General features: G+C 62.3%; 27 protein-coding genes. 16 read left to right on the top strand and 11 right to left on the bottom strand.

Annotated elements, in window-relative coordinates; genetic code table 11:
- Window positions 1-112: 112 nt before the first annotated feature.
- The gene (locus tag QPW08_RS11365) at window positions 113-673 is read right to left on the bottom strand and encodes a hypothetical protein (RefSeq protein ID WP_284125926.1); all 561 of its coding nucleotides are present in this window, start codon (window positions 671-673) and stop codon (window positions 113-115) included.
- Between the two features lie 202 nt (window positions 674-875).
- Between QPW08_RS11365 and QPW08_RS11360 the strand changes: the two genes are divergently transcribed.
- The 5 genes from QPW08_RS11360 (at window position 876) to QPW08_RS11340 (ending at window position 4,789) form a co-directional block, all read left to right on the top strand.
- Window positions 876-1,436: a TspO/MBR family protein gene (locus QPW08_RS11360; RefSeq protein ID WP_284125925.1), complete on the top strand. Its 561-nt coding sequence runs from the start codon at window positions 876-878 to the stop codon at window positions 1,434-1,436.
- A 39-nt stretch (window positions 1,437-1,475) separates the two neighbouring features.
- Window positions 1,476-1,724 carry an accessory factor UbiK family protein gene (locus tag QPW08_RS11355; RefSeq protein WP_284125924.1) on the top strand — a complete coding sequence of 83 codons (249 nt, stop codon included), beginning with the start codon at window positions 1,476-1,478 and terminating at the stop codon, window positions 1,722-1,724.
- A gap of 136 nt (window positions 1,725-1,860) precedes the next feature.
- Window positions 1,861-2,457, top strand: a complete 597-nt coding sequence (gene recO / locus QPW08_RS11350) for a DNA repair protein RecO (RefSeq protein WP_284125923.1) — start codon at window positions 1,861-1,863, stop codon at window positions 2,455-2,457.
- Between the two features lie 19 nt (window positions 2,458-2,476).
- Entirely contained in the window at window positions 2,477-3,535 is a 1,059-nt protein-coding gene (gene leuB / locus QPW08_RS11345; protein WP_284125922.1) for a 3-isopropylmalate dehydrogenase, read from the top strand.
- A gap of 162 nt (window positions 3,536-3,697) precedes the next feature.
- Window positions 3,698-4,789 carry a glycosyltransferase gene (locus QPW08_RS11340; RefSeq protein ID WP_284125921.1) on the top strand — a complete coding sequence of 364 codons (1,092 nt, stop codon included), beginning with the start codon at window positions 3,698-3,700 and terminating at the stop codon, window positions 4,787-4,789.
- Here QPW08_RS11340 and QPW08_RS11335 read toward each other — a convergent pair.
- Both QPW08_RS11335 and QPW08_RS11330 read right to left on the bottom strand, forming a co-directional pair.
- On the bottom strand, window positions 4,786-6,060 hold the full coding sequence (locus QPW08_RS11335; protein WP_284125920.1) for a phospholipid carrier-dependent glycosyltransferase: 1,275 nt from the start codon (window positions 6,058-6,060) through the stop codon (window positions 4,786-4,788). The genes QPW08_RS11340 and QPW08_RS11335 overlap by 4 nt on opposite strands.
- A 52-nt stretch (window positions 6,061-6,112) precedes the next feature.
- Window positions 6,113-6,493, bottom strand: coding sequence for a hypothetical protein (locus tag QPW08_RS11330; RefSeq protein ID WP_284125919.1), 381 nt, complete (start codon window positions 6,491-6,493; stop codon window positions 6,113-6,115).
- 88 nt (window positions 6,494-6,581) lie between these two features.
- Here QPW08_RS11330 and QPW08_RS11325 point away from each other — a divergent pair, with 88 nt between their 5' ends.
- The 5 genes from QPW08_RS11325 (at window position 6,582) to QPW08_RS11305 (ending at window position 10,470) form a co-directional block, all read left to right on the top strand.
- Window positions 6,582-7,130: a TetR/AcrR family transcriptional regulator gene (locus QPW08_RS11325; protein ID WP_284125918.1), complete on the top strand. Its 549-nt coding sequence runs from the start codon at window positions 6,582-6,584 to the stop codon at window positions 7,128-7,130.
- Window positions 7,131-7,329: 199 nt separating this feature from the next.
- On the top strand, window positions 7,330-7,548 hold the full coding sequence (locus QPW08_RS11320) for a hypothetical protein (RefSeq protein ID WP_284125917.1): 219 nt from the start codon (window positions 7,330-7,332) through the stop codon (window positions 7,546-7,548).
- A 155-nt stretch (window positions 7,549-7,703) separates the two neighbouring features.
- Window positions 7,704-8,909, top strand: a complete 1,206-nt coding sequence (locus tag QPW08_RS11315) for a trans-sulfuration enzyme family protein (protein ID WP_284125916.1) — start codon at window positions 7,704-7,706, stop codon at window positions 8,907-8,909.
- An 8-nt stretch (window positions 8,910-8,917) separates the two neighbouring features.
- A complete protein-coding gene (locus QPW08_RS11310) occupies window positions 8,918-9,529 on the top strand; it encodes a 2-hydroxychromene-2-carboxylate isomerase (protein ID WP_284125915.1) in 612 nt (203 codons plus the stop codon).
- Window positions 9,526-10,470, top strand: a complete 945-nt coding sequence (locus QPW08_RS11305; protein ID WP_284125914.1) for a hypothetical protein — start codon at window positions 9,526-9,528, stop codon at window positions 10,468-10,470. Before QPW08_RS11310 ends, QPW08_RS11305 begins: the two co-directional genes overlap by 4 nt.
- Here QPW08_RS11305 and QPW08_RS11300 read toward each other — a convergent pair.
- The 7 genes from QPW08_RS11300 to QPW08_RS11270 all read right to left on the bottom strand — a co-directional run bounded on the left by QPW08_RS11300 (window position 10,467) and on the right by QPW08_RS11270 (window position 16,338).
- Complete coding sequence (locus QPW08_RS11300; protein ID WP_284125913.1) at window positions 10,467-10,871, bottom strand: TadE/TadG family type IV pilus assembly protein; 405 nt, start codon at window positions 10,869-10,871, stop codon at window positions 10,467-10,469. The two genes, QPW08_RS11305 and QPW08_RS11300, sit on opposite strands and share 4 nt — an antisense overlap.
- Window positions 10,871-11,347, bottom strand: coding sequence for a TadE/TadG family type IV pilus assembly protein (locus tag QPW08_RS11295; protein WP_284125912.1), 477 nt, complete (start codon window positions 11,345-11,347; stop codon window positions 10,871-10,873). The genes QPW08_RS11300 and QPW08_RS11295 overlap by 1 nt, the downstream gene beginning before the upstream one ends.
- 5 nt (window positions 11,348-11,352) lie before the next feature.
- Window positions 11,353-12,606 (bottom strand): Tad domain-containing protein, encoded by a 1,254-nt coding sequence (locus QPW08_RS11290; RefSeq protein WP_284125911.1) that lies wholly within the window; start codon window positions 12,604-12,606, stop codon window positions 11,353-11,355.
- 180 nt (window positions 12,607-12,786) lie between these two features.
- Entirely contained in the window at window positions 12,787-13,176 is a 390-nt protein-coding gene (locus tag QPW08_RS11285; protein ID WP_284125910.1) for a hypothetical protein, read from the bottom strand.
- Window positions 13,177-13,189: 13 nt separating this feature from the next.
- Complete coding sequence (locus tag QPW08_RS11280) at window positions 13,190-13,891, bottom strand: TadE/TadG family type IV pilus assembly protein (RefSeq protein ID WP_284125909.1); 702 nt, start codon at window positions 13,889-13,891, stop codon at window positions 13,190-13,192.
- Window positions 13,888-14,487 carry a TadE/TadG family type IV pilus assembly protein gene (locus QPW08_RS11275; RefSeq protein WP_284125908.1) on the bottom strand — a complete coding sequence of 200 codons (600 nt, stop codon included), beginning with the start codon at window positions 14,485-14,487 and terminating at the stop codon, window positions 13,888-13,890. Before QPW08_RS11275 ends, QPW08_RS11280 begins: the two co-directional genes overlap by 4 nt.
- Window positions 14,488-14,490: 3 nt before the next feature.
- Window positions 14,491-16,338, bottom strand: a complete 1,848-nt coding sequence (locus QPW08_RS11270) for a VWA domain-containing protein (RefSeq protein WP_284125907.1) — start codon at window positions 16,336-16,338, stop codon at window positions 14,491-14,493.
- A gap of 233 nt (window positions 16,339-16,571) precedes the next feature.
- Between QPW08_RS11270 and apaG the strand changes: the two genes are divergently transcribed.
- On the top strand, window positions 16,572-16,973 hold the full coding sequence (gene apaG, locus QPW08_RS11265; RefSeq protein WP_284125906.1) for a Co2+/Mg2+ efflux protein ApaG: 402 nt from the start codon (window positions 16,572-16,574) through the stop codon (window positions 16,971-16,973).
- Window positions 16,974-17,102: 129 nt separating this feature from the next.
- Window positions 17,103-17,894 (top strand): LysR family transcriptional regulator, encoded by a 792-nt coding sequence (locus QPW08_RS11260; RefSeq protein WP_284125905.1) that lies wholly within the window; start codon window positions 17,103-17,105, stop codon window positions 17,892-17,894.
- 190 nt (window positions 17,895-18,084) lie between these two features.
- Here QPW08_RS11260 and QPW08_RS11255 read toward each other — a convergent pair whose 3' ends face one another.
- Window positions 18,085-18,783, bottom strand: coding sequence for a hypothetical protein (locus QPW08_RS11255; protein ID WP_284125904.1), 699 nt, complete (start codon window positions 18,781-18,783; stop codon window positions 18,085-18,087).
- 412 nt (window positions 18,784-19,195) lie between these two features.
- On the opposite strand from QPW08_RS11255, the gene rpsL reads away from it, so the two are divergent.
- From rpsL to tuf, 4 genes are all read left to right on the top strand, one after another.
- The gene (gene rpsL, locus QPW08_RS11250) at window positions 19,196-19,567 is read left to right on the top strand and encodes a 30S ribosomal protein S12 (RefSeq protein WP_284126343.1); all 372 of its coding nucleotides are present in this window, start codon (window positions 19,196-19,198) and stop codon (window positions 19,565-19,567) included.
- A 176-nt stretch (window positions 19,568-19,743) separates the two neighbouring features.
- Window positions 19,744-20,214: a 30S ribosomal protein S7 gene (gene rpsG / locus QPW08_RS11245; protein WP_284125903.1), complete on the top strand. Its 471-nt coding sequence runs from the start codon at window positions 19,744-19,746 to the stop codon at window positions 20,212-20,214.
- A gap of 116 nt (window positions 20,215-20,330) precedes the next feature.
- Window positions 20,331-22,424, top strand: coding sequence for an elongation factor G (fusA, locus tag QPW08_RS11240; RefSeq protein WP_284125902.1), 2,094 nt, complete (start codon window positions 20,331-20,333; stop codon window positions 22,422-22,424).
- A gap of 92 nt (window positions 22,425-22,516) precedes the next feature.
- On the top strand, window positions 22,517-23,707 hold the full coding sequence (tuf, locus tag QPW08_RS11235) for an elongation factor Tu (RefSeq protein ID WP_284125901.1): 1,191 nt from the start codon (window positions 22,517-22,519) through the stop codon (window positions 23,705-23,707).
- The last annotated feature ends 239 nt before the right edge of the window (window positions 23,708-23,946 follow it).

Raw genomic sequence — 23,946 nt, 5'->3', positions numbered from 1 at the left:
TCGCCCGGCATATCGGGCGCGCCGCCCGAGGTGATCCTCCGGGCTTTTTTTGTGTCTGTCGATCAGATGCGGGCGGGGAGTCGTTCAACTGTGGAAAGCGCAAAACGAATCCCTAGCGGCAATCCTCGATCACGCGAGTTACTTCGGCCCATGCCGGCAGGTAGAGCGTCTTCAGCCCGGCGGTTTCGATGCCGAAGCGTCCGCGTGACAGCGCCATCGCGTCGAGGATCGGGTTGCGGCTGCGCAGCTGCACATTGAGGAACGAGCCGCCGCTCGCATCGGGCTCGGCATTGAAGAACTGCCGCCCGGTTTCAGTGATGATCTGCAGCGGCACCGGCTGGCTGGCGCGGCCCGCGCGCGACAGCGTAACCTCTCCGCCCTTGGTGCAGACAATGGCAAAGCTCTCCATTCCCCCGGTCTCCACGAACACCGCTATGCTGGTGGCCGGGCCGTCGCGATAGCTCCAGTCGCCCGGCGTCTGTGGCGCATCGAGCCAGTTGGCATATTCTGGCTGCTCAACCACCGGCGGTGGCGGAGCCGGTGTCGGGGTCGGTGCCGGCACCGGAGCAGGGGTGCTGACAATCGGCGGCGGCGGTGGCGGGGCGCAGCAGGCGAGAGCCAGCGCGCTGGCGAGGGTGGCATAGCGGGCGATCGGGGACAGGCGGCTGTGCATCGCTTCACAATGGGCGCTAACCGCCTCTGCGTAAATGGCAAAGACGTGCCGGACTGACCAGGACCTGTCGCGAGGCGGGCCATCAGGCCGTCGTGCGGGCTCATGCTGGCGCATACCGGCTTTGGCCCGCTTGCTAACACGGGCAAGCCCCGGCAAACAGCGGCGCGAGTGATCGCAAGGATTCGCCACAAGAAGGGAATTGATGAGCACGCTGGCTTCCAAGGCGCAATTGCGCGCGAGTTTTATCCGTTGGGCCCTGTTTGCGGTGCCCGCAGTCCTGCTGGCGGCATTCCTGGTGCAGCAGTTCACGCCGGGTGGCCCCGGCAATTACTGGTACGACAGCCTTGAAAAGCCCGCGATCAATCCGCCGAGCTACCTGTTCGGGATCGTGTGGCCTATCCTCTATGTGCTGATGGGCATCGCACTGGCGCTGGTGCTGTCGGCCTGGGGTGCCAAGGGGCGCACGGCGGCAATCGTGCTCTTCGTAGTCCAGTTCGTAGTCAACCTGGCGTGGAGCCCGGTGTATTTCTCGCTTCAGCAAATCGACTGGGCGCTTGGCCTGATCGTCGTGCTCGACGTGCTGGTGATCGCGACCATCGTGCTGTTCTGGCGGGTGCGGATGCTGGCCGGTATCCTGCTGCTACCCTATCTTGCGTGGATCCTGTTCGCGACCGTGCTCAACTTCCAGTTCCTGCAATTGAACCCTGATGCCAGCGGCATGGGCGATGACGACGGCGGGGTCGTGCAGACGATTGAATTGTAGGGTATTGTCTTTGCCCGCCGACAGGACCATCTAGCGCGCATGCAAAGCAAGAACCCCGCCATCGCCGATTTCGTCAAACTGGTGAACGGAGCCGCCGGCACCTTCGCCGGCATGGGCCGCGAAGCGCGCGAAAGCGCGCGCGAGCGGGTCCGCGAAGCGATGGGTGGGATCGACTTCGTCAGTCGCGAGGAATTCGACACGGTCAAAGCCATGGCCGCCAAGGCGCGCGAAGAGAACGAAGCGCTGAAGAAGCGGCTTGATGAGCTGGAAGCGAAGCTCAGCAAGTAGGCCGAAGGTCCTAAATCTGCATAACCCGTCGCCCCGGACTTGATCCGGGGTCCCGCTACCTTTTGGCTCGTGCCAACAGAAGAAGCGCGATCCCCGCTTTCGCGGGGATGACGAATTGGGGTAGCAGTTGGGCACCATGAACATCCGCGCCCCTGCCATCCTTGTCGCTGCCCGCTCGCATGGCGAGACGGCGGTGATCGCGCGGCTGTTGACCGAGGAGTTCGGGCTCGTCGCCGGCTATGTTGCCGGCGGGCGCGGGCGGCAGCTGCGGCCGGTGGTGATTCCGGGCAATATGGTCGAGATGGACTTGCGCGCGAAGTCCGACAGCCAGTTGCCCTTTGCCAGGCTGGAACTGGTCCAGAGCCGTGGACCCTGGCTGGGCGAACCGCTGCCCGCCGCGGCGATCCAGTGGGCGACCGCGCTGACCGCAACAGCACTGCCTGAACGCAATCCCTATCCCAGTCTTTACAGCGCCTTGTCGGCACTTCTTGAGGCGGTGTGCCAGGCACCTTCGGCGCGCGGCTGGGCCCCGGCGATGCTGGCCTATGAAGCGCTGCTGCTGCGCGAGCTGGGCTATGGCGGGGCGCGGCCCGAGGCGGGTGCGCTACCGCAGGTTTTGGCGGCGATGGAAAAACTGGCTGACCCGCTGCAGCGCTATTTGCTAGCCGACCGGCGCGGCGACACGCTGGCAGCGCGCGAGCAGCTGATGGAGCGGCTGCGCAAGATGGTCTGAAGGATTGACGGTAACTCCGATGAAAATAGCGGTTTTTCCCGGTGACGGTATCGGCCCCGAAGTGACCGCAGAGGCCGTACGCGTGCTCGAGGCGCTGAGGCTGCCGGGGCTGACGCTGTTCGAAGGCGACGTGGGTGCGACCGCTTACCGTCGGCATGGCCACCCGCTGCCCGAAGAGACACTGATCATGGCGCGCGAGGCCGATGCCGTGCTGTTCGGCGCGGTCGGCGATCCGGCGTGCGACCACCTCGAACGCGCGCTGCGGCCCGAGCAGGCGGTGCTGGGCCTGCGTGCCGAGCTGGGGCTGTTCGCCAACCTCCGCCCGGCGACGATGTTTGCGGGGCTGGAAGAGCATTCAGCGTTGCGCCCGGAAGTCGCGCGCCAGATCGACCTGCTGATCGTCCGCGAACTCAATGGCGATGTCTATTTCGGGGCCAAGGGCCAGCGCGTGACCGAGAGCGGCGAGCGCGAAGGGTGGGACAATATGTCCTATTCCGAAAGCGAAGTACGCCGCATTGCTCACACCGCCTTCCGCGCGGCGCAGGGGCGCGGCAAGAAGCTGACCAGCGTCGACAAGGCCAATGTGCTGGAAACCAGCCAGCTGTGGCGCGATGTCGTAATCGAAGTGGCGGCGGACTATCCCGAGGTCAGCCTCGACCACCTCTATGTCGACAACGCCGCGATGCAGCTGGTGCGCGCGCCGGGGCAGTTCGACGTGATCGTCACCGGCAACCTCTTCGGCGATATCCTGTCCGACCAGGCCAGCATGTGCGTCGGCTCGATCGGCCTGCTGCCGAGCGCGTCGCTGGGCGAGCGGCAGACCGCACATGGCACCTTCGGGCTCTACGAACCCATCCACGGCAGCGCGCCCGATATCGCCGGGCAGGGCAAGGCCAATCCGCTGGCGGCGATCCTTTCTGCCGCCATGATGCTGCGCCACAGCTTCGGGCTGGAGGAAGCTGCGGCGAAGGTCGAAGCGGCGGTCGGTGCGACCGTGCGCGACGGTGTGCTGGGGGCAGACCTCGGCGGCACCGCCTCGACCAAGGAAATTGCTGACGCGGTGCTCGCGCGGCTTTAGAAAACTGTCGTCGCCCCTGCGCAGGCAGGGGCCTATCCGCCGTCACTGTATTGCAACGCAGTTGTGGCTAACGCGCCGACGGCTATGGTCGGCAATCGAAGACCAAGCCTTGACCTTATCTGGGCCCCTGCCTGCGCAGGGGCGACGTGGAAGTAGACGCTCGTGCCCCTCGACCTCGCCATCATCCTGCCGACGCTGAACGAGCGCGACAATATTGCCCCGCTGGTCGAGCGGCTGGACGCGGCGCTGCATGGGATCACGTGGGAAGCCATCGTGGTCGACGACAACAGCGTTGACGGCACCGCCGATACCGCGCGCGAGCTGGCCCGCAGCGACCCGCGCATCCGGGTGATCCAGCGCATCGGGCGGCGCGGATTGGCGAGCGCGGTGATCGAAGGGGCATGTGCCACCGCTGCACCGCATGTTGCAGTGATGGATGCCGACCACCAGCACGACCCGAAGCTATTGCCTAACATGCTGGAGACCGTTCGCAGCGGCGCGGCGGATGTCGTCGTTGCCAGTCGCTTCCTTGTCGGTGGGAGTGCAGCGGGGCTGGACACTGCGCGGCGGGAGCAGGGTTCACGGCTCGCCAATGCGCTGGCCCGGCGGTTGACCGGGACCGAGCTCTCCGATCCCATGTCCGGCTACTTCCTGCTTGAAACCGGGCGCGTGCGCGACCTTGCCCCGCGCCTGTCAGGGATCGGCTTCAAGATCCTGCTCGATATTCTGTCAGCCTCGCCCGAGCGGCTGCGCGTGGCCGAAGTCCCGCTGCAATTCGCTGAGCGGCGGACAGGAGAGAGCAAGCTCGACAAGGTTGTGGCGTTCGAGTTCCTCGTCGGGCTCTACGAGCGCTATTTCGGCCAGATCGTGCCGACCCGCTTCATGCTGTTTGCGACTGTCGGTGGGCTGGGCGTAGGCGTCCACATGGCCGTGTTGGCGCTGCTGTTCGCTGTGCTTGGTAGCGGCTTCGCGCTGGCACAGGCGCTGGCGACCTTCGGCGCGATGAGCTTCAACTTCTGGCTCAACAACTGGCTGACCTACCGCGACCAGCGGTTGAAAGGCGCTTGGGCGGTACTGCGCGGCTGGACCAGTTTCTGCCTGACCTGCGCGATCGGCGCGATAGCCAATGTTGCGCTGGCAAGCTGGCTGAAAGAAGCAGGCGTGTACTGGGTGCTGGCAGCGTTGGCCGGGATCGTGATCGGCGCGGTTTGGAACTACGCGCTGTCGAGCCGCTTCGTCTGGGGGCGCTTCTAGCGCCAGCCCTCGATCCAGGTCCAGGTGACGAAGCTGCCCGAATCCTGGAGCTTCATCGCCGTCAGCACCGGGAAGAAGAACACGAAGAACGCCGCGCTTGCGGCCAGTGTAGCATAGCTCACTGGCGCCATTCCGCGCTGCTTGAGTGCATCGAGCGCCAAGGCCAGCGCCGCGAGAAGAAAGCAGCTGGGCAGGAGATAGTGGTAGTAGAACTGGATCGGCTTGGCGGCGACGATCCAGAAGCCGAAGCTGGCAGCGAACAGCACCGCCACCGCCAGCGCATCTATGCGTTTCTTCGCTAGCGCCACCCAGCCGCACCACAGCAGCGCTGGCAGGCCTGCCAGCATGGTGAAGGGATTGCCGATCAGGAGCACACCGCGATATGCGCCGTCGACCTCCTCATAGAGATACCAGATGCCGCGGGTGTTGGTGATCCATTGCGCCCAAGTGCTCTGGTAGGGATGGGGCTGCTTCACGCTCTGCTGCATTTCCAGCATCATCTGCTGGATACCGATCAGCCCGCGATCGCCAAAGGGGTGCTCAGCCATCATCCAGACGGGCACAAAGCTGGCAAAATACACCGCCAGCGGCACTGCGCCGAGCCACACTGTCGCCTCGAGCAGCGAAACGCCCGGCACAGGTGCGCCGCGCTTGCTGACGAGGAGTCGCCGCCGCCCGGCCATGAAACGGGCCCCGAGGAAGGCCATCCCGGGCAGCATGGCCAGCGGCACGGCGTTCCATTTGCTCGCCATCGCCGCGCCCAGCGCCAACCCTGCGAGAGCCAGCCGCTTGCGACCTTCTTCCGGTGCGCGCACAGCGCGGGCAAGCTGCCACAGCGCCAGCGCGAAGAACGCCACCATGAAGATGTCGAGCATGGCAATGCGGGCCTGGACGATGAGCTGGAAACCCGTCCCCAGCAACCAGCAATAGGCGAGCGTCGCAAACCGCAGCCGACTCGCTTCCCACAGCGCGCGGCTAAAGGCGTAGAGCGCGATCGCGCCGAACAATGCCGGGAAGAAGCGCCAGCCGAACGGATTGTCGCCGAAGATCGCGATCCCGGCGGCGAGAATGTGCTTGCCCAGCGGCGGATGCTCGGCGTTGATCCACTCGCTGCCGTCGAGCAGTGCGCGCGCGGCGGGCAGGTAATGCACTTCGTCGAAATAGGCGATCGATGGGGTGGCGACCCGCCACAGGCACACGGCAAGGAACAGCGATGTCAGCGCCAGCGTCGCCAGCCGGGGATCCTCTGATCGGTCGTGCGCCGCCTGCATGATGACCGCAGGCGATAATGCCGCCCCGGCACATCTGCAAGCAGCTTAGGATTCAGGGCTTTGCCGCTGTCTGCCGTTCCAGCCAGAACAGTCGCGCCACCATCGCCAGCAACCCGATGGAGGCAGTCAAGGCCACGAACACGATCCAAGGGGCGACCTGCATTCCGGCAGCGCGGGCGCGGGGCAGGATGAAGAACAGCGCGATTCCGACAGAGAACAGCAGGTCATACCAGACCTGAATACCCCACAAGTTGACCGTGTGGTTCTCCACCACCAGCAACACGCCTTCAGACCAGATCGTGACTGCAGTGAATCCCGCGAAGCCTGCGAAAAGGGCTGCGGCCAGTGTCGCGCTACCGGTCGCGTTGCGGGCGAGCGCGATGGAGAGGATTGCTGCCGCGGCGGCGGCGACGCCAGCGAGGAAGAGGATCATGTGGGGAGACATCGGCAGGTCCTTTGCAGGTTGAATGTAGCAACTGCTACACTTGTAGCCTTATGTAGCGGTCGCTACAAGAGTGACCATGAGCAAGCCTTCCCGTTCCGGCGCGATGTCACGCGAAATGCTCTTGCCGCAGTTGGCGGCGCATGTGCTGGATCATGGACTGGCCGGGCTGAGCCTGCGCCCGCTGGCGAAGGCGGCCGGGACCAGCGACCGCATGCTGCTTTACCACTTCGGTTCCAAGGAAAAGCTCGTCGCCGGCTTGCTGGAGTACCTGGCGCAAACGTTTGCAGGCGCACTTGACCAGGCCTTCCCCACCGGTCGGTGTTCGTCACGCCGGGCCTGCTACGAGCAAGTCATGGAAGTCACTGGCCGGCCGGAGTTTGCCCCCTTCCTGCGTCTTTGGTGGGACATTGTTGCCGGCTGTGCCCGGGGGAATTCAGCCCATCTTGCGAGCGCTGGCGACATCATGGAACTGTTGCTTGACTGGGTCGAACGGCACCTGCCGGAAGACGATCCCGATCCGTCCGCCGGAGCGCGATTCGTGCTTACAATGATCGAAGGCAGTCAAATGCTCGACGCTGTTGGGAAGAAATCTTTCACAAAGAGGGTCGGATTCGCATTGAATTGAGTAATGAAATTTCAGATTCGACTCACTTCGTCCCGACATCGGCTCAATTGATCGCAGTTCGTCGCGAAAACGTCGCATTGATACAATTTGTTATACCCCTGCGCTGTTAGGGGCCTATGGTTCGAGCGGGGGCAAAACCCCGCCGATTTGGCAGGGCGAACAACGACACGGCAAATGCCGGACAACTGGAGACGAAAACATGAAGATGAAGACTCTTGCCCTTGGCCTCGCCGCCATGGCCGCCGCCGCAGCGCCGGTGACAGCATCGGCAGTCTCAGCCGATCGCGCCATGGCTCCGGTCGAAGCAACTAGCGAACTCGAAGGCGAAAACGGGATCCTGATCGCGGTTCTCGCTGCTGCTGCAGTGATCGCCGGTATCATCATCATCGCCGATGATGACGATCCCGTCAGCGACTAAGCGCTAGACACTCTCTCACGAGATACGAGAGGGGTGGTGCCAATCCGGCGCCACCCCTTTTGCGTCTGGAACCCGGGTCAATTGATACCCTCCCTTGGTATCCTTAAAGCGCGGACTGCTTGCCGCGTGGCGCGCCGCTGCGTAAGCGGCACATCATGAAGAAGACTACCGGCACCGACCGCTCGATCACCCAGGGCTGGCGCCCGGCCACGCAGGCTGTGCGCGGCGGCACCTGGCGCAGCGAGCACGGCGAAACCAGCGAGGCGCTGTTCCTCACCTCCGGCTATACCTATGACGACGCCCAGACCGTCGCCGACCGATTTGCCGGCGAGGCCGAGGGGATGACCTATTCGCGCCTGCAGAACCCCACCGTCGCCATGCTGGAAGAACGCATCGCGCTGATGGAAGGGGCTGAGGCCTGCCGCGCGCAGGCCAGCGGGATGGCGGCGATGACCACCGCGCTGCTGTGCCAGCTTTCGGCCGGGGACCATGTCGTCGGCGCGCGCGCCGCCTTCGGCTCGTGCCGTTGGTTGCTGGATCACCTGTGCCCGCGCTTCGGTATCGAAGTCAGTGTGATCGACAGTACTGACAACGCCGCATGGGAAGCCTCTATCCGGCCCAACACCAAGGTGTTCTTCTTCGAAACGCCGGCCAACCCGACGCTCGACGTGGTCGACCTGCAGTTCGTTTGCGACCTGGCGAAGGCGCATGGCATCACCACCGTGGTCGACAACGCTTTCGCCACCAGCGCGCTGCAAAAGCCGCTTGAGTTCGGGGCCGACGTCGTGGCCTACAGTGCGACCAAGCTGATGGACGGGCAGGGCCGCGTGCTCGCCGGCGCTGTGTGCGGCAGCGAACAATGGATCAACGAAGTACTGCTGCCTTTCCAGCGCAACACCGGGCCCAACATCGCGCCGTTCAATGCCTGGGTCGTTTTCAAGGGGCTGGAAACGCTCGAACTGCGCGCCATGCGCCAGAGCGAAAACGCGGTGGCGCTGGGCCGCTTCATGGAAGGCCGGGTGCCGAAGATGCTCCACCCGGGCCTCGCCAGCCACCCGTGCCACGAACTGGCGAAAGCGCAGATGCGCGCGACCGGCTCGATCTTCGCCTTCGACGTCGGCGACCGGGCCACCGCCTTCGCCGTGCTCGATGCATTGCAGCTGGTAGATATCTCCAACAATATCGGCGACGCGCGCAGCCTGATGTGCCACCCGGCCAGCACGACCCACGCTGGCATGACCGCTGAAGCGCGCGCCGAGATGGGCGTCACCGAGGGCCTGTTGCGCATCAACGTCGGGCTGGAAGATGTCGAGGATGTGAAAGAGGATATGGACCAGGCGCTGAAAGCTGCCGGGTTATAGGAGCATGTATGACCAGGACGCTTGAGTTCATCTTCGATTTCGTCAGTCCCAATGGCTACCTTGCATGGTATCCGGTGCGCGAGCTGGTGGAGCGGACGGGGGCGGAACTGATTGTCACCCCGGTGCTCCTCGGCGGAATGCACAAGCTAACCGGCAATGCCCCGCCGATGATCCGCGATGCCGATGTGAAGGGCAAGGTCGAGTATTCGATGCTGGAAATGCGGCGCTTCATCGAGAAGCACGGCTACAGCAAATACCGGATGCATCCGCAGTTCCCGTTCAACTCGGTGACGTTCCAGCGTTTGCTGCTGGCGGTCGAGGGTGCGGAACGGATCAAGCTGGTGGAGACATTGCTCCCGGCGCTGTGGGAAGATGGCCTGCCGGTCGACGATCCCGCCGCGATCGGGGCCAGATTGACTGAGGCAGGCTTCGATGCAGCGGGGCTGCTTGCGAAGACGCAGGACCCGGCGATCAAACAGCAGCTGATCGACAACACCCAGGCCGCCGTAGACCGCGGCGCCTTCGGCATCCCGACGTTCTACATTGGTGAAGAAATGTTCTTCGGCAAGGAACGGTTGGGGCAGATGGAGGAGATGCTGGAGTCGGCGGCGCAGACATGAAAGTAACATCGCAATTCACTGCTAAGATCAGCGCAGCCGGTTCGCGAGGTTGGGTCCATACAAAGGGCATTTTCGCTCAACTCATTCGCGTAAAGCCAAATGGACGACCGATCGAAATCTCCAAAGAATTCAGAGATAGTAAGCGCAATCTCCTTTGGGCTTCATCATTCGCGATCCTGCTTGCTGTTTCGAATTTGGAGAAGCCATATGAAGTGACGGCACCACTTGTCTCGGGCTTGAAAGTCCATGCCGGATTCCTCGTCCTGCTTGTGAGCTCCTATGTTGGTTATCTTTGGCTTAGATTTCGATATGAGGGGCTAAGAGTTACACGCCGGAATTCGGTCCCAGTCTTCGACGATATTGAGCGCGATAGGAAGGCTTCAAGTTCTGTCGTAAAAACCGCGTATGGAGTATCTCGGAAATTGATCGAATGGCATTCGCGGCTCGATGCCCTGTCTTTCAAAACGCCAACTGATAGGAAGCCTGACGTTTCCACAGACATAAGGGGTGTGTTGCGAGATATCGACCTAATTGTATCGAACCACCAATCGCTCATGGGTTCAATTTCTAGTGGAGAAAAGGATTCGGGAGAACGCTTTGAGCGCGAGTTGCTAGAAGGATTTTTTGCGGGAAGTGTCGATAGCGCAAAGAGCGGTCTTGAGGATGCACTCCGGAAAATTGGTCAAAGCTCCGAAGAAAATGAAGAGGCGATTGGTGAGATCGAAGCCGTCAATGAGAGATATTTGGAGCGGCTTGAGAAGGCTGTCGGGCGCATTCGCCTAGACCTTGAGAATTACTACAAATTCTCTGATGAACTCAACGCATCTGATACACGAATGTTCGCTTATCATGATTGGATTTTGCCCCACACCGTTGCAATCATGGGTGCAGTCGGAACTCCAATCATCCAATTTCAAGCGTTGAGAAATTTGGTCGTCTAGCTCGGCAGATACACCGTCTTGGTCTCGGTGATGGTCACCGGGAAGCTGATGATCGGGTAGTTGGCCTCGGTCGTGTAGCTGGCCGTCACGGTCGCGATGTCGGCGCCGTTCTGGGTGCCGCGCGTGAAGGTCAGGTTGCTGAGGCGGTTAGCCTTGAGCGAGGGCAGCTCGGCCTTGACCAGAGTGATGACTTCGGTCTGCGTTGCGCTCGGGTTGACCTTGGCCAGCCGCACGCCTTCGCCGACGGCATGCCGCAGCGAACCGCGCGCATGCAGTACCTGCCCGGCCTGCAATGTCGCGATCATGATCACCGCCAGGATCGGCAGGGCGAAGGCAAAATCGACGGTGCTGGAGCCCCGCGTATCCTTGGCCAGGGCCCTGTTTGAAAACCGGCGGAGCATTACTGGATCCGTACCAGGCTGTCGCCGCTGACGGTCACGGCGCGACCGAAGGCGTTGATGCCCAGCACCTGCGCCATCGCCGACCAGTCGAACTCGGTCATGACCGGCTGCGAGATGCTGACGTTGACATAGCGCGCCAGCGATTCCCCGCTGTTGCAAGCTCCGTCGAATGTGCCTTGCCGGGTGCCGTTGCAGGTTCGGTAGATCTCGACCGTGATATACTGCGCATCGACGCCGGAGGCGGTTGCGGCCTCGTTCCTGAGATAGGTGCCGTCGCTGGAGTTCGGGCGCTTCGCCAGCGCAAAGTCGGTGGTGCGCTGTGCGGCCTGTTCGTACTCGATCTTGGTGCCGATCAGCATCGAGGCATCGATCATGCCGAGGCTGAGCAGGAACAGGAAAGGCGAGGCGAGGCCCAGCTCCATCGCTCCGAAGCCGCGATTGTCATGCCAGAGGCGCGAGAAGAAGAAACAGATCATAGTGTTTACTCCACTACCCGGACGATCTTGGCCCCGGTATCCAGCGAGTCGACATAGGTCGGGCAATTGTTGCCGAGGCCCGTGTCGCCGGTGAAACGGACGGTTTCGGCGATCAGCAGCAGACAATCGGCCTTTTGCGTGGCTCCGCCGGAGAAGCTAATATCGCCGGTCGGCATATAGATGATGCCATCGAATTCCAGGTCTGCGCCGCCGTTGATGGTGTGCGTTGCATCGCCCGAGGGGTCCTGGAAGAACAGCACACCGGCCCAGGTGGGGTCCTGGATATCGTCTGGCGCACTAATCTCTACGTCAGCGCCGCCGTTGATTGAGACGGTAGCAATCGAATACGGGTCAGCTCCCGTGAGGACGAAGGTAACTCCGTCGCCATAGACCTCGGCTTGCGAGTTGATGTTCAGCGTGCCGCCATCGATGATGTAGACGCCGGGGTTGAGGGTGACGTCGCCTTTCAGGTCCATGCCGCCGCAATAGCGGCCCGGGTTCAGCGTCACAGTCTGGTTCGGCGTGACGTTGAGATTGGTCGCGGTGCAGGTCGAAGGCGTGCTGGGCACGCTCAGGCCGCGGTTGGCCATGGGGTCAGTTACCTCCAGGCCATACGGCAGCATGGTGGTGCCGCTGTCGACGTTGGTGCTGGTGTAGTCGATCCCCCCGACCGCGCTGATCGGGTTGGACTTGAGCAGGCTCGAACCGCTGAGGTCGACCGCGATGCCATCGGGCGAGTTGGCAGAAGTGCCGCAACCCAGGTCGACCTGAGCCGAGCCCTGGACTTCCACTCCGGTGCCGCTGCTGGCGAGCGAAATTACGCAATATTCACCATCGGCAACCGTAGCTGCGACCGAGCGGACCCGGATGGTCGGCGGCGTGCTGAGGAACAGGCTGGAGAACGGCAGGCGCTGGCTGGTGGTGGCGATCACTTCCACCGCAGCATTGTCGCCTGAATAGCTGCCGCTGGTCGGCGGGTTGCGCAGGTCGGTGATGGTATAGGTGCCGGGGAAGTTGCGTTGCACTTCGTCGCGGGCCGGCTGCGAATAGCCACTACCGGCATAAAGCGAGAGCGCCCCGGCCAGCGCTCCGGAATCGACTGCCTGCTGGAGCTGGCGGTTCCACAGGTACCATTGCACCGTATCGACACCGATGCCGGCGGCACCGACGAGCGAGGTCGTGCCGATGCCGACAACGATCAGGACATTGCCTGAAGCGTCCTTGCCAATGCTCTTGAGGCGGTTCCAAAGGCGCTTCATGCGCTGCTTCCCCTGATTTTAGTTCTCCGGACAATCCACCAGAAAACCATTAAGGGGAGTTAAGAATACAGAGTTTACCGGCTGGTAACCATGCAACAGGCTGAAAAGCCTCGATAGATTGGATTTCAATCGTAGCGGTTCTGGCGTCGATCCCGTGCAGTCAGGGCGTGTCGGAGCCTATTAACCGATCGTCGGATTGAAATTGTCGGACACTTCGCCCGGCTTGAGGTCGCGCGGGCCTTTGCGGCGGTTGCTGGCAGTGGATGTGTCTTCGGCCAGCGCATTGGCGCTCGCCTCGCCCATGTTGAAGTCGCCGATCACCGGCTGTTCACCGCCGGCATCCGCGAACGGATCTTCGCCGTCTTCCGTGTCGGTTACTTCGCTGCCCGCGTTGGGATCGACCTCGGCGGCTTTGGAGAACTGCCCCACGATCTTCTCCGGCGCTCCTCCCTTGCGCAGCTCGCCTTTCTCAAGGTCGGTCATCTTCGAAACCGTGCCGTCCGTCTCCATCATGTTGGCGACGATCAACAGGACTGCACCGGCAAACAGGGCTGAAGTCATCGGTTTCATGCCAGGGGTCTCCTCAGATCGCTTCGTACTTGTCGCAGGTATAGACCGTCGACGGGGTCGATCGTTGATAGGTGCCGGTCAGGTCGCGCGATGAACGGACATAGAAGGCGGCTTCGGACCGGATGGGCTCGGTCGGCAGGAAGGCTTCGGTAAAGCCATTATCGATCAGCGGCTGGTAGTCGTATTCGATCTCGACATACATCACAGCCTCGCCGCTGGCCGCCGTCAGCTCATCGCCGTCGGGGCCCATGCCGTCGAAATCGGTGCCGGTTTCGCCTTCGCCTTGAGCACCATAGTCGGAATCAACGTTCTTCTTGCCCATGCAGCGCTGCCAGTGGATCCACTGGCCGCCATCGGCATTCTGTTCCAGGCTGCTGAGGATCACGCGCCCGTTCTCATACAGGTCGATCCCGTCACCGGCCTGCAGGCGGACACCGATAAAGAGGTCGTTGATGTCGCCTTCATAGACCTTGCGCGCGGTCAGGTCGTCCGTGTCGCCGATGCGCGAAGCGTTATCGGCAATATGCATCGCGGCCTGGCTGACCCGCATGGTGGTGACAGCCAGATTGGCCATTTCGATACCGGCGACGCCCATCAGCAGGATGATAGGGGTGATGAACGCCATCTCGACCAGTGCCACACCGCGCGAATCGCGCAGCGAAGCCAGCGGGTGCCGCAGTCGGGCCAGGAAAGGGCGGGGAGTGCTCTTGCTCACGTGCAGTTCTCTATGGTTGTTTCCCAATTGTCCAAGTCGTTGAACGGCTGGTTGCGCAGCACAGTTGCCCCTTCGATGGTGATTTCTTCGGCCAGGCCGACGAATTCGTGGAAGGGGAAGACCCGGTCGAAAGTGGCCGTCGCGCTGTAAAGCACGGCATCGCGTGCGCCGCCGGCTCCATCCACGCCGCGGTCGGCGTCCCAGATCCCGTTGCCGTTCACGTCTTCGAACGGTTCGCCATTGTTGCAGATACCGTCTTCCGCCCCGGCCGTGTCGGTGAAATCCTCGGCAATCCCGATATCTTCGAAATTGGCATAGGCAGTGCGCGTGAAGGTGACGGTCGCGCCGGGGATCACTTCCTGCACATTGTCCCGAACAGCGCTGTCGAGCGCATCCGGATCATTGCCTTCGATGGTCGAAGCACGGGCAGCGTTCTGTACCGCACCTTGCAGCACCGACTGGGCGTAGATCTGGAAGCCCATGTCGAACAGCGCCATCAGCATCATGATGAAGACCGGTGCCGCAAAGGCGAATTCGATCAGCGTCACGCCGTCTTCATTGCGCCCGATACGGCGGAGATGCGAACCCAGCTTCATGACTTAGCTCACCAGGCGCAGTTCAGCGATCGAAGCAGCGATTTCCTTGAAGGCTGCGATCAACTCGTCGTCATCGTCGGCGGTGAAGGCACGCGTGCTGCCACCGGTGGCGCAATCGCGCGTGTAATCGGTGTGCGGCAGCTCGAACGCGACCGACCAGATGGTGACGTTCTTGTTCTTGATCGCATTGCAGATCAGCGCCAGGCGGTTGCTGTGGTGGACGCCGATCTGGCTGGTCGACCAACTGCCATCGGAGGCAAACCCGGCCACGCGGCCTTCGACATCATAGTCGCCATAGGCGTGATAGCTGTTCGGGCCCGGCTCCATGTAACCATCGGTCATGAAGATGACGTGGCGCGAAATCGCATCGCCATTGGGCGCCGTGGCGTTGTCGGCGGCGAAGATACCGTCCGGCGAGATCAGGCGACCGGCCCAGATCATGCCGATGTCGTGCATGGTATAGCCGCTGGCGACCATGCTGTTGACGGCGGCTTCGAAGGCCGAGTTGCGAGCGGTGCCCGACAGCGGCCATTCCTGCAGCTTGTAGGAGGTTACCGGGCAATCGTACTCATAGTCGCTGGTGTAGGTGTAGGTCGTATAGACGTTCTCCGGCACCCTTCGATCGAATACGATCTCTGGCCATAACGGGGCCCATTGCGTATCCGAATCCGTGGCATCGGGTATCAGGTCGATATCCATGTCATAGGCACCCGAGGGTATCGAGCTGTAGTCGGTCGTGGCGACCGTCTTGGCTTCCTCGATGCAGCCTTCCCAGGTGGCCGAGACCAAGGCACCTTCAGTGCCTACAGCTGCAGATACCGAACTGCCGAGCTTGAAAAGCGAAGTGTCATAGACGATCGGCTTGTAGACATATTCGTCGAAGACCGTTTCGGTCTCGGTCGTGCTGACCTTGCGGATATCGGCGCGGCATGCGGCCTTGTCGGCCATGGGCCAGTCATTGCCCCAATAGCTGCGATCCCACTCGACATTGCTGATATACCAGATCTCGTCGCCCACCGTGTAGACGCCGCCTTCGTAGTCCATGCAATCTTCGCGATGGCCGGCGCTCCAGTTTGCGTTCCAGTGATAGTGGGCGCTGTTGGTCGAACCCAGGTTCGGGATGCCCCGCGGGAGCAAGTCGGTCGTTTCGACCTCGCGCGCCACTTCTTCGAAGGTCGCTTCGCGGGACTGGTAAGTATGGCTGTCAGTGATCCAGTCGGCATTTTCGGCCATCACCAATGAGCCGACGTTTACGGTGTTGGCATAGGGGACCAGACCGATACGGATGCGCGCGCCATCGGGCGCGGCAGCCATCATTTCGTCATAGAACGACAGCACGGCGGTCTTCAGCGCGGCGATTCGCGTATTGCGCATCGAGCCAGAGTTATCCAGCACCAGCACAACGTCGATATTGGGCAGCGACAGGTCGGCGCTGCAGGTTACCGCGATGTCGATCTGCGGCATGTTGAACACCCGCATCAGCGTTGTCGGTACCGAAGCGGTAGCCGATCCGTTGAGCGCAGTGCCGGTACCGGCGGTCAGGTCGTAGTTCACGCCAGTCGTGCCATACATGCCCGGGGTGAAGTTGGTTTCGAAGAAGTTGTCCGCCGTTGCCTCGAGGTCCGAGGGGATGGTGCCGTCGACGATCGCACCGCCGGACAATTCCTTGCGCGCGGCCAGAGTGGCGCTATCGCAGGCCTGCTGCAGGCGCGACTGGGCGAGATACATCCGGCTGGCATCGACGCCTCCACCGACCACGCCCACAAGCGGGATGATCGCAGCGGCGCCAATAGCCATCATGTTGGCCTTGGTGTCGCGCAGTATGCGGCTCAGAAATCCGGCTTCAGCCATGACAAGTTCCACGTTTGATAAGGTTTTTCACGCGGTACTTTTACCGGGGCGGGGCAAACAAACTGTAAACGAGAGGTTGGGGCCGCGTTAACCAAAGGTGGTAGGGATGACGGGCCGTCCGGGCGATCACGGCAGCGGGGCCATCTCGGCGCGTTGCAGCCGGGCATCAGTGGAGAAATAGCCCTTGGTCCCTCTTGCAGAGCGCGGCGGGGCAGCTAACTTCGCGAATCGTCATGAAGGAACTGTTCCAGCACGCCGCCACGACCGAGGACATCACCGTCCGCGTCACGGCCAATTTCCTGCCCGAGCAGAGCCGGCCGAGCGCGGGCAAGTGGTTCTGGGTCTATCACATCCGGATCGAGAACCACTCTAACGAGCGCGTGCAGCTCATCAGCCGCCACTGGCGGATCACCGATGCGCGTGAAATGGTCAGCCATGTCGATGGCGAAGGCGTGGTCGGCGAACAACCGGTCCTGCGCCCGGGGCAGAGCCATGACTATGTCAGCGGCTGCCCGCTGGCGACGCCCTATGGCTCGATGGAAGGGTTCTACACCTTCCACCGCGAAGACGGCACTCCGATGGAAGTGCGCATCCCGTTCTTCCCGCTCGCCGCGCCGGAGACGGCGGAGAGGTAAGAAGTCTTTTCTGCGCTACCGCTTCGCTGCTTGAGCGCGAAAAGGTAGAAGCGCTACCAGTCCTGCAACGAGGCCTTGGCTTCTTCGCAGTTGCGGTATGAAGCGCATCGCCCTAAATCCCCGCTCACCATGAAGCGGACCCACCTGCCTTTGAACGCCCTGCGCGTCTACGATGCTGCGGCGCGGCACCTCTCGTTCACCCGTGCGGCGGACGAGCTGGCGGTGACGCCGGCCGCGGTCGGCCAGCAGATCCGCGCGCTGGAAGACCACTTGGGCACCGTGCTGTTCCGCCGCACCTCCAAGGGCCTGGAGCTGACCGAGGAAGGCGCCGCCGGGCTCGAACCCTTGCGCGAAGGCTTCCTCAAATTCGAGGAATCGGTCCAGAACATGCAGGCCGGGCAGGCCAGCGACCGCTACACCATCGCTGCCCCGCGCGAATTCTACGCCCAGTGGCTCGCACCCAAGCTCGCCGCCTACCGCGAGGCCAACCCCGGCATCGCCTATTCGCTGGTCGAGAACGAGAATGCCGACTTCACTGAAGCCAACCTCGATGTCGCGATCCGTCTGGTCGATGGCCCGGGCGAACTGGAGGGCGTCGAACTTGCCCCCGCACGCCGCGTGGTCATCGCCGCGCCCGGATACGAGGGCGATGAATGGATCGACTGGCCAGGCGTGCCCTTGCCAGAGGGTGTGAAAGCGACCGTCACTGTCGGCAACGCCGGACAGGCGCTTTCCAGCGCGGTCAGCGGCCTCGGCAAGGCGGTGCTGCCCTACCTGCTGGTCGAGGAAAGCGTCGGTGCCGGGAAGGCCGAAATCCTCGAAGGCCCTGACGAAGGCCGCCGCGCCTACTGGCTCGTCGCCCCGCTGCCGCAATGGCGCCAGAAGAAGGTCAAGGCGCTGGTGGCGTTTTTGACGTCTTAGTTTTCGTTGGTTTTCCGAGTTTTTCGCTCGCACCTTCGTGCGAGCGTCCGTGCTGGACGTACGGAAGGCCGTACCAGTCGCCCTTGCGCTCTTCTGTCTGCGCCGTTCCCCACCACCTTGCCACTCGAGCCATTACAGAATGCGACGACCGTTGCGTGCCAGTAGCATAGGCGGCGGCTGGAAGTTGGGTTCAGGCACCTCTTATCCAGCGCGCTGCGCGCTCCAGCAGGCCGGCCACGGCTTCGCCGATGCCGCTTTTGGGTACTGCGCCGACAGGTGTTGGTTTCTTCTCTTCCTTGGGTTTCTCGTAGTCCTTGTCTTCGAACCGGGGGAGAGGGAAGGGTGGCAGGGGATAGTCGCGCTTCGGCTTGTGCTTGGCCCTGCGTTTGCTCTCCTCACGCTGTTCAAGCAGGCGTTTGGGGGTCACGTCCATGTGGAGCAGCGACAGGTGGACCCAGACACCGCCTTTCACGACCATCCACGACAGTTGGGCGATGTCGCAATGCGGGCCGTGGGGCAGCAGCGCCTCGAGAAAGCCGCCCTTGCGCATGTTGGCATCGGGGATGAGGAAGGTCTGGCGCGTGCCGCTGTCGGTCTCGCCATGTGCAGGGAAAAAATGCCCATGCACGATGGAGAACACGCCGACCACATCGATTGCCCCATTGGCCTTGCGGGTACAGCGCACGCCGAAGGTCAGCTCGCCGATCTCGTTGATGCCCACGCCGCGCTCGGCGAACAGCTTGGGCTTGGCTAGCTTGCGAGGAAGCGCGATTTCGACCTTTCCTACGAGCAGCCGCTCGCTGGCGGTCTCGAGGTCGATGTCGCTGATGGGGTAGGGGAAGTTCGGATCCTGGTAGGGCCAAGAGTCAAACCCCAGATGCTCCGGCATGGTTGTTCTCCCGTTGTTGGAGCGGGGCATAGCATGCCGCCACCGCCCTGTCGCGCGAGGGGGCATTGCGAGGTTGACCTTCACCGCGTTTGCCCCTAATGGCGCGCCCAACCGAGCGAGGTCTTGCACCTCAAACGGGCAATAGAGCTGAACATTGCCGGTCAGTCCCGGGGGCCAGTCGCAACTGCGGCGTGGCTCTTTTCTATTGGAGCGTTGGCGCGAGCGAACGTCTGGGGCAGCTGTCAAAGTAACCCGGTGGCCGATGTGGCGATCTGGGTGGAGCGTTTCAGCTTGCATGGCAGCGCGTGCCAGTCCGTCGCACTTCGACAGGCTCAGCACGAACGGATGTTGTGCAGGCTTTCCTCCTCCCGATGGTCGCAAGTGTCACCTCCACACGGTGAAGCGAGAAGTTATGCCGACGATCAACCAGCTGGTCCGCAAGGGCCGCACCCCGCAGAAGGCCAAGTCGAAGGTCCCTGCGATGGAGCAGAACCCGCAGAAGCGCGGTGTCTGCACGCGCGTCTATACCACGACGCCGAAGAAGCCGAACTCCGCTCTGCGCAAGGTTGCCAAGGTGCGCCTCACGAACCAGCGCGAAGTCATTTCCTATATCCCGGGCGAAGGCCACAACCTGCAGGAGCACGCCGTTGTGCTCATCCGCGGCGGCCGTGTGCGCGACCTTCCCGGTGTTCGCTACCACGTCCTGCGCGGCGTGCTCGATACGCAGGGTGTGAAGGACCGCAAGCAGTCGCGCTCGAAGTACGGCGCCAAGCGTCCGAAGTAATCTGGAGCGGGACCGTCCGTCCTTTCCCGTCACCCCTGCGCAGGCAGGGGCCTAGATAAGGGGAGTGGCCGGGTGGTTCAGAGGTTTCACGGAGCCACAGACCTTATCTGGATCCCGGCCTTCGCCGGGATGACGGTTGAAGAGGTCGCTTCGCTCCCGAGTTTGGAGTTTTAAACATGTCACGTCGTCGTCGCCCAGAGAAGCGGGTAATCCTGCCTGATCCCAAGTTTGGTGATCAGGTCCTTTCGAAGTTCATGAACAACCTGATGCTCGACGGTAAGAAGGCCGTCGCTGAAGGTATCGTCTATTCGGCTCTCGATGCTGTCGAAGCCAAGGCCAAGACCGATCCGGTCGCGCTGTTCCACGATGCGCTGAACAATGTGAAGCCGCAGGTCGAGGTCCGCAGCCGCCGTGTCGGTGGTGCGACCTACCAGGTCCCGGTCGAGGTCCGCCCCGAGCGTGCCCAGGCCCTCGCCATCCGCTGGATGATCAGCGCAGCGCGCGGCCGTCCGGAAACCACCATGTCGGCGCGCCTTTCGGGCGAGCTGATGGATGCGGCCAACAACCGCGGCAACGCGGTCAAGAAGCGCGAAGACACGCACCGGATGGCGGAAGCCAACCGCGCGTTCTCGCATTACCGCTGGTAAGGTTGTGAGCCGAGGCTGGGAAGGGGCTTTGGCCCGTCTTCCAGTCGTCACAATCGTCACTATATGGGGGCCAGACCGCGACCCGGCGGCCCCCACAAGACGCTAAGGAATTTAACATGGCCCGCGAGTATCCGCTGGAGCGTTACCGCAATATCGGCATCATGGCTCACATCGATGCCGGCAAGACCACCACGACCGAGCGTATCCTCTACTACACCGGCAAGTCCTACAAGATCGGCGAAGTCCACGACGGCGCCGCCACCATGGACTGGATGGAGCAGGAGCAGGAACGCGGCATCACCATCACCTCGGCTGCGACCACGACCTTCTGGTCGGCCGAAGATGGCGAAGGTCCCAAGCACCGCATCAACATCATCGACACCCCCGGGCACGTCGACTTCACCATCGAAGTCGAGCGTTCGCTGCGCGTCCTCGACGGCGCTGTCGCGGTGTTCGACGGCGTGGCCGGCGTTGAGCCGCAGTCCGAGACCGTCTGGCGCCAGGCCGACAAGTACAAGGTCCCGCGGATGTGCTTCATCAACAAGCTCGACCGTACGGGTGCCGACTTCTACTACTGCGTGCAGTCGATCATCGACCGCCTCGGCGCCACCCCGCTGGTGCTGTATCTCCCGATCGGCGCTGAAAGCGACCTCAAGGGTGTCGTCGACCTCGTGAACAACCGTGGCATCGTCTGGGAAGACGAGAGCCTCGGCGCGAAGTTCAATTATGTCGACATCCCTGCCGATCTCGCGGACAAGGCCGCCGAGTATCGCGACAAGCTGATCGAGACCGTCGTCGAGCTCGAAGACGAAGCAATGGAAAAGTTCTTCGAAGGCGAGATCCCCGATGCGGCCGAGCTGAAGCGGCTCATCCGCAAGGGCACCATGGATCAGGCATTCGTGCCCGTGCTGTGCGGTTCGGCGTTCAAGAACAAGGGCGTGCAGCCGCTGCTCGACGCAGTGGTCGACTACATGCCGTCTCCGCTCGACGTTCCGGCGATCAAGGGCGTGCTGCCTGACAGCGAAGAAGAAGACAGCCGTCCGTCGTCGGACGAAGCGCCTTTCGCTGCGCTGGCGTTCAAGATCATGAACGACCCGTTCGTCGGCTCGCTGACCTTCACCCGCATCTATTCGGGCAAGCTGGCCAAGGGTTCGGTGCTGAACTCGGTCAAGGACAAGAAGGAAAAGATCGGCCGCATGCTGCTGATGCACTCGAACAACCGCGAGGACATCGAAGAAGCATTCGCCGGCGATATCGTTGCCATTGCTGGCCTCAAGGAGACCACGACCGGCGATACGCTGTGCGATCCGGCCAACCCGATCATTCTCGAGCGCATGGAGTTCCCGGACCCCGTGATCGAGCTGTCGGTGGAACCGAAGACCAAGGCCGACCAGGAAAAGATGGGCGTTGCGCTCAACCGCCTGGCTGCCGAGGATCCCAGCTTCCGCGTCAGCACCGACCACGAATCGGGCCAGACGATCATCAAGGGCATGGGCGAGCTTCACCTCGACATCCTGGTCGATCGCATGAAGCGCGAATTCAAGGTCGAAGCCAACGTCGGTGCGCCGCAGGTGGCTTACCGCGAATCGATCGGCCGCGAAGTCGAAGTGACCTATACCCACAAGAAGCAGTCGGGTGGTTCGGGTCAGTTCGGTGAAGCCAAGGTTGTCGTCACTCCGGGTGAACGCGGCCAGGGCATCATCTTCGAAGACGAGATCAAGGGCGGTAACATCCCGCGCGAATACATCCCGTCGGTCGAAAAAGGCATGCGCGAGCAGGCCGAGAGCGGTTACCTTGTTGGCTTCCCGATCATCGACTTCACCATTCGCCTGATCGACGGCAAGTACCACGACGTCGACTCCAGCACGGTGGCGTTCGAGATCACCGGTCGCGGTGCCATGCGCGAAGCGGCTGAAAAGGCTGGCATCAAGCTGCTCGAGCCGATCATGAAGGTGGAAGTCGTCACTCCCGAGGAATATCTCGGCGACGTGATCGGCGACCTGAACAGCCGTCGTGGGCAGGTCCAGGGCCAGGACACGCGTGGCAATGCCATGTCGGTCGACGCCTTCGTCCCGCTCGCCAACATGTTCGGCTACGTCAATGAGCTCCGTTCGTTCACTCAGGGCCGCGCCCAGTACACGATGCAGTTCAGCCACTATGACGAAGTCCCGGCCAACGTGGCGCAGGAAGTCAAGGAGAAGCTTGCCTAAGGCGAGCGATCGGTCTAGGGGCGGCGCCTGTTTCCGCGGGTGCCGACCCAATCCCGCAAGGATTCAATTTTCAAGCAGAGGTTATTTGAGAAATGGCTAAGGAAAAATTCGAGCGCAATAAGCCGCACTGCAACGTCGGCACCATCGGTCACGTTGACCACGGCAAGACCACGCTGACGGCCGCTATCACCAAGGTGATGGCTGAAACCTATGGCGGTGCAGCTGTCGATTTCGCCAACATCGACAAGGCTCCGGAAGAGCGCGAGCGCGGCATCACCATCTCGACCGCACACGTCGAGTACGAAACCGACGCGCGTCACTACGCTCACGTCGACTGCCCGGGCCACGCTGACTATGTGAAGAACATGATCACCGGTGCGGCGCAGATGGACGGCGCTATCCTGGTTGTGAACGCTGCTGACGGCCCGATGCCGCAGACCCGCGAGCACATCCTGCTGTCGCGTCAGGTCGGCGTTCCGGCTCTGGTCGTTTACCTGAACAAGGTCGACCAGGTTGACGACGAAGAACTGCTCGAGCTGGTCGAACTGGAAGTTCGCGAACTGCTCAGCGAATACGACTTCGACGGCGACAACATCGCCATCGTCAAGGGTTCGGCCCTGGCCGCTCTTGAAGGTCGTGACGACGAAATCGGCAAGAACTCGATCATCGAACTGATGAAGGCTGTCGACGAGAACATCCCGCAGCCGGAGCGTCCGGTTGACCAGGCATTCCTGATGCCGATCGAGGACGTGTTCTCGATCTCGGGCCGTGGTACCGTTGTGACCGGTCGTGTCGAAACCGGTGTCGTGAACGTTGGTGACGAAGTCGAAATCGTCGGCATCAAGGACACCCAGAAGACCACCGTCACCGGCGTGGAAATGTTCCGCAAGCTGCTCGACCGTGGTGAAGCCGGCGACAACATCGGCGCCCTGATCCGCGGCATCGGCCGTGAAGACGTGGAGCGTGGCCAGGTCCTCGCGAAGCCGGGTTCGGTTACCCCGCACACCGAATTCAGCGCCGAAGTCTACGTCCTGTCGAAGGACGAAGGTGGCCGTCACACGCCGTTCTTCGCCAACTACCGTCCGCAGTTCTACTTCCGCACCACCGACGTGACCGGCGAAGTGATCCTGCCGGAAGGCACCGAAATGGTGATGCCGGGCGACAACGTGACCATCTCGGTCAAGCTGATCGCGCCGATCGCCATGGACGAAGGCCTGCGCTTCGCTATCCGCGAAGGCGGTCGCACCGTCGGCTCGGGCGTTGTCTCGAAGATCACTGTCTGATCTGACTGACGCGCACTAGCGTTTCGAAAGCGCCCTCTTCCTTCGGGAAGGGGGCGTTTTCACATTGAGGGAAGGGCAAAGCCGGCCGCCTGAAAAATGTTCCGAATTGGGGGTTGCCCAGAATCGGATGTGCCCGTATAGGCGCGCCCAAGCCCGCTCCTGAGCGGGCACAAATTTTTCCAACCCGTTGGTTCGGTTTGGCCTCTCGATGTGAGACACGGTCAGGCGGAAGCTATGGG

The sequence above is a fragment of the Parerythrobacter aestuarii genome, from assembly GCF_030140925.1.
Lineage (GTDB): Bacteria > Pseudomonadota > Alphaproteobacteria > Sphingomonadales > Sphingomonadaceae > Parerythrobacter > Parerythrobacter aestuarii.
Note: the sequence above shows the minus strand (reverse complement) of the source record. Positions and strands in the feature narration are given on the sequence as shown.

What these genes read in the sequence shown, in the direction of transcription:
- QPW08_RS11295 (WP_284125912.1), bottom strand. Translation starts at nt 11,347, where the DNA reads ATGATCTGTTTCTTCTTCTCGCGCCTCTGGCATGACAATCGCGGCTTC.
- QPW08_RS11300 (WP_284125913.1), bottom strand. Translation starts at nt 10,871, where the DNA reads ATGCTCCGCCGGTTTTCAAACAGGGCCCTGGCCAAGGATACGCGGGGC.
- QPW08_RS11365 (WP_284125926.1), bottom strand. Translation starts at nt 673, where the DNA reads ATGCACAGCCGCCTGTCCCCGATCGCCCGCTATGCCACCCTCGCCAGC.
- rpsL (WP_284126343.1), top strand. Translation starts at nt 19,196, where the DNA reads ATGCCGACGATCAACCAGCTGGTCCGCAAGGGCCGCACCCCGCAGAAG.
- QPW08_RS11355 (WP_284125924.1), top strand. Translation starts at nt 1,476, where the DNA reads ATGCAAAGCAAGAACCCCGCCATCGCCGATTTCGTCAAACTGGTGAAC.
- QPW08_RS11330 (WP_284125919.1), bottom strand. Translation starts at nt 6,493, where the DNA reads ATGATCCTCTTCCTCGCTGGCGTCGCCGCCGCCGCGGCAGCAATCCTC.
- QPW08_RS11325 (WP_284125918.1), top strand. Translation starts at nt 6,582, where the DNA reads ATGAGCAAGCCTTCCCGTTCCGGCGCGATGTCACGCGAAATGCTCTTG.
- QPW08_RS11290 (WP_284125911.1), bottom strand. Translation starts at nt 12,606, where the DNA reads ATGAAGCGCCTTTGGAACCGCCTCAAGAGCATTGGCAAGGACGCTTCA.
- QPW08_RS11305 (WP_284125914.1), top strand. Translation starts at nt 9,526, where the DNA reads ATGAAAGTAACATCGCAATTCACTGCTAAGATCAGCGCAGCCGGTTCG.
- QPW08_RS11335 (WP_284125920.1), bottom strand. Translation starts at nt 6,060, where the DNA reads ATGCAGGCGGCGCACGACCGATCAGAGGATCCCCGGCTGGCGACGCTG.
- recO (WP_284125923.1), top strand. Translation starts at nt 1,861, where the DNA reads ATGAACATCCGCGCCCCTGCCATCCTTGTCGCTGCCCGCTCGCATGGC.
- apaG (WP_284125906.1), top strand. Translation starts at nt 16,572, where the DNA reads ATGAAGGAACTGTTCCAGCACGCCGCCACGACCGAGGACATCACCGTC.
- rpsG (WP_284125903.1), top strand. Translation starts at nt 19,744, where the DNA reads ATGTCACGTCGTCGTCGCCCAGAGAAGCGGGTAATCCTGCCTGATCCC.
- QPW08_RS11310 (WP_284125915.1), top strand. Translation starts at nt 8,918, where the DNA reads ATGACCAGGACGCTTGAGTTCATCTTCGATTTCGTCAGTCCCAATGGC.
- QPW08_RS11275 (WP_284125908.1), bottom strand. Translation starts at nt 14,487, where the DNA reads ATGAAGCTGGGTTCGCATCTCCGCCGTATCGGGCGCAATGAAGACGGC.
- QPW08_RS11255 (WP_284125904.1), bottom strand. Translation starts at nt 18,783, where the DNA reads ATGCCGGAGCATCTGGGGTTTGACTCTTGGCCCTACCAGGATCCGAAC.
- QPW08_RS11320 (WP_284125917.1), top strand. Translation starts at nt 7,330, where the DNA reads ATGAAGATGAAGACTCTTGCCCTTGGCCTCGCCGCCATGGCCGCCGCC.
- fusA (WP_284125902.1), top strand. Translation starts at nt 20,331, where the DNA reads ATGGCCCGCGAGTATCCGCTGGAGCGTTACCGCAATATCGGCATCATG.
- QPW08_RS11360 (WP_284125925.1), top strand. Translation starts at nt 876, where the DNA reads ATGAGCACGCTGGCTTCCAAGGCGCAATTGCGCGCGAGTTTTATCCGT.
- QPW08_RS11270 (WP_284125907.1), bottom strand. Translation starts at nt 16,338, where the DNA reads ATGGCTGAAGCCGGATTTCTGAGCCGCATACTGCGCGACACCAAGGCC.
- QPW08_RS11315 (WP_284125916.1), top strand. Translation starts at nt 7,704, where the DNA reads ATGAAGAAGACTACCGGCACCGACCGCTCGATCACCCAGGGCTGGCGC.
- QPW08_RS11260 (WP_284125905.1), top strand. Translation starts at nt 17,103, where the DNA reads ATGAAGCGGACCCACCTGCCTTTGAACGCCCTGCGCGTCTACGATGCT.
- leuB (WP_284125922.1), top strand. Translation starts at nt 2,477, where the DNA reads ATGAAAATAGCGGTTTTTCCCGGTGACGGTATCGGCCCCGAAGTGACC.
- QPW08_RS11285 (WP_284125910.1), bottom strand. Translation starts at nt 13,176, where the DNA reads ATGAAACCGATGACTTCAGCCCTGTTTGCCGGTGCAGTCCTGTTGATC.
- tuf (WP_284125901.1), top strand. Translation starts at nt 22,517, where the DNA reads ATGGCTAAGGAAAAATTCGAGCGCAATAAGCCGCACTGCAACGTCGGC.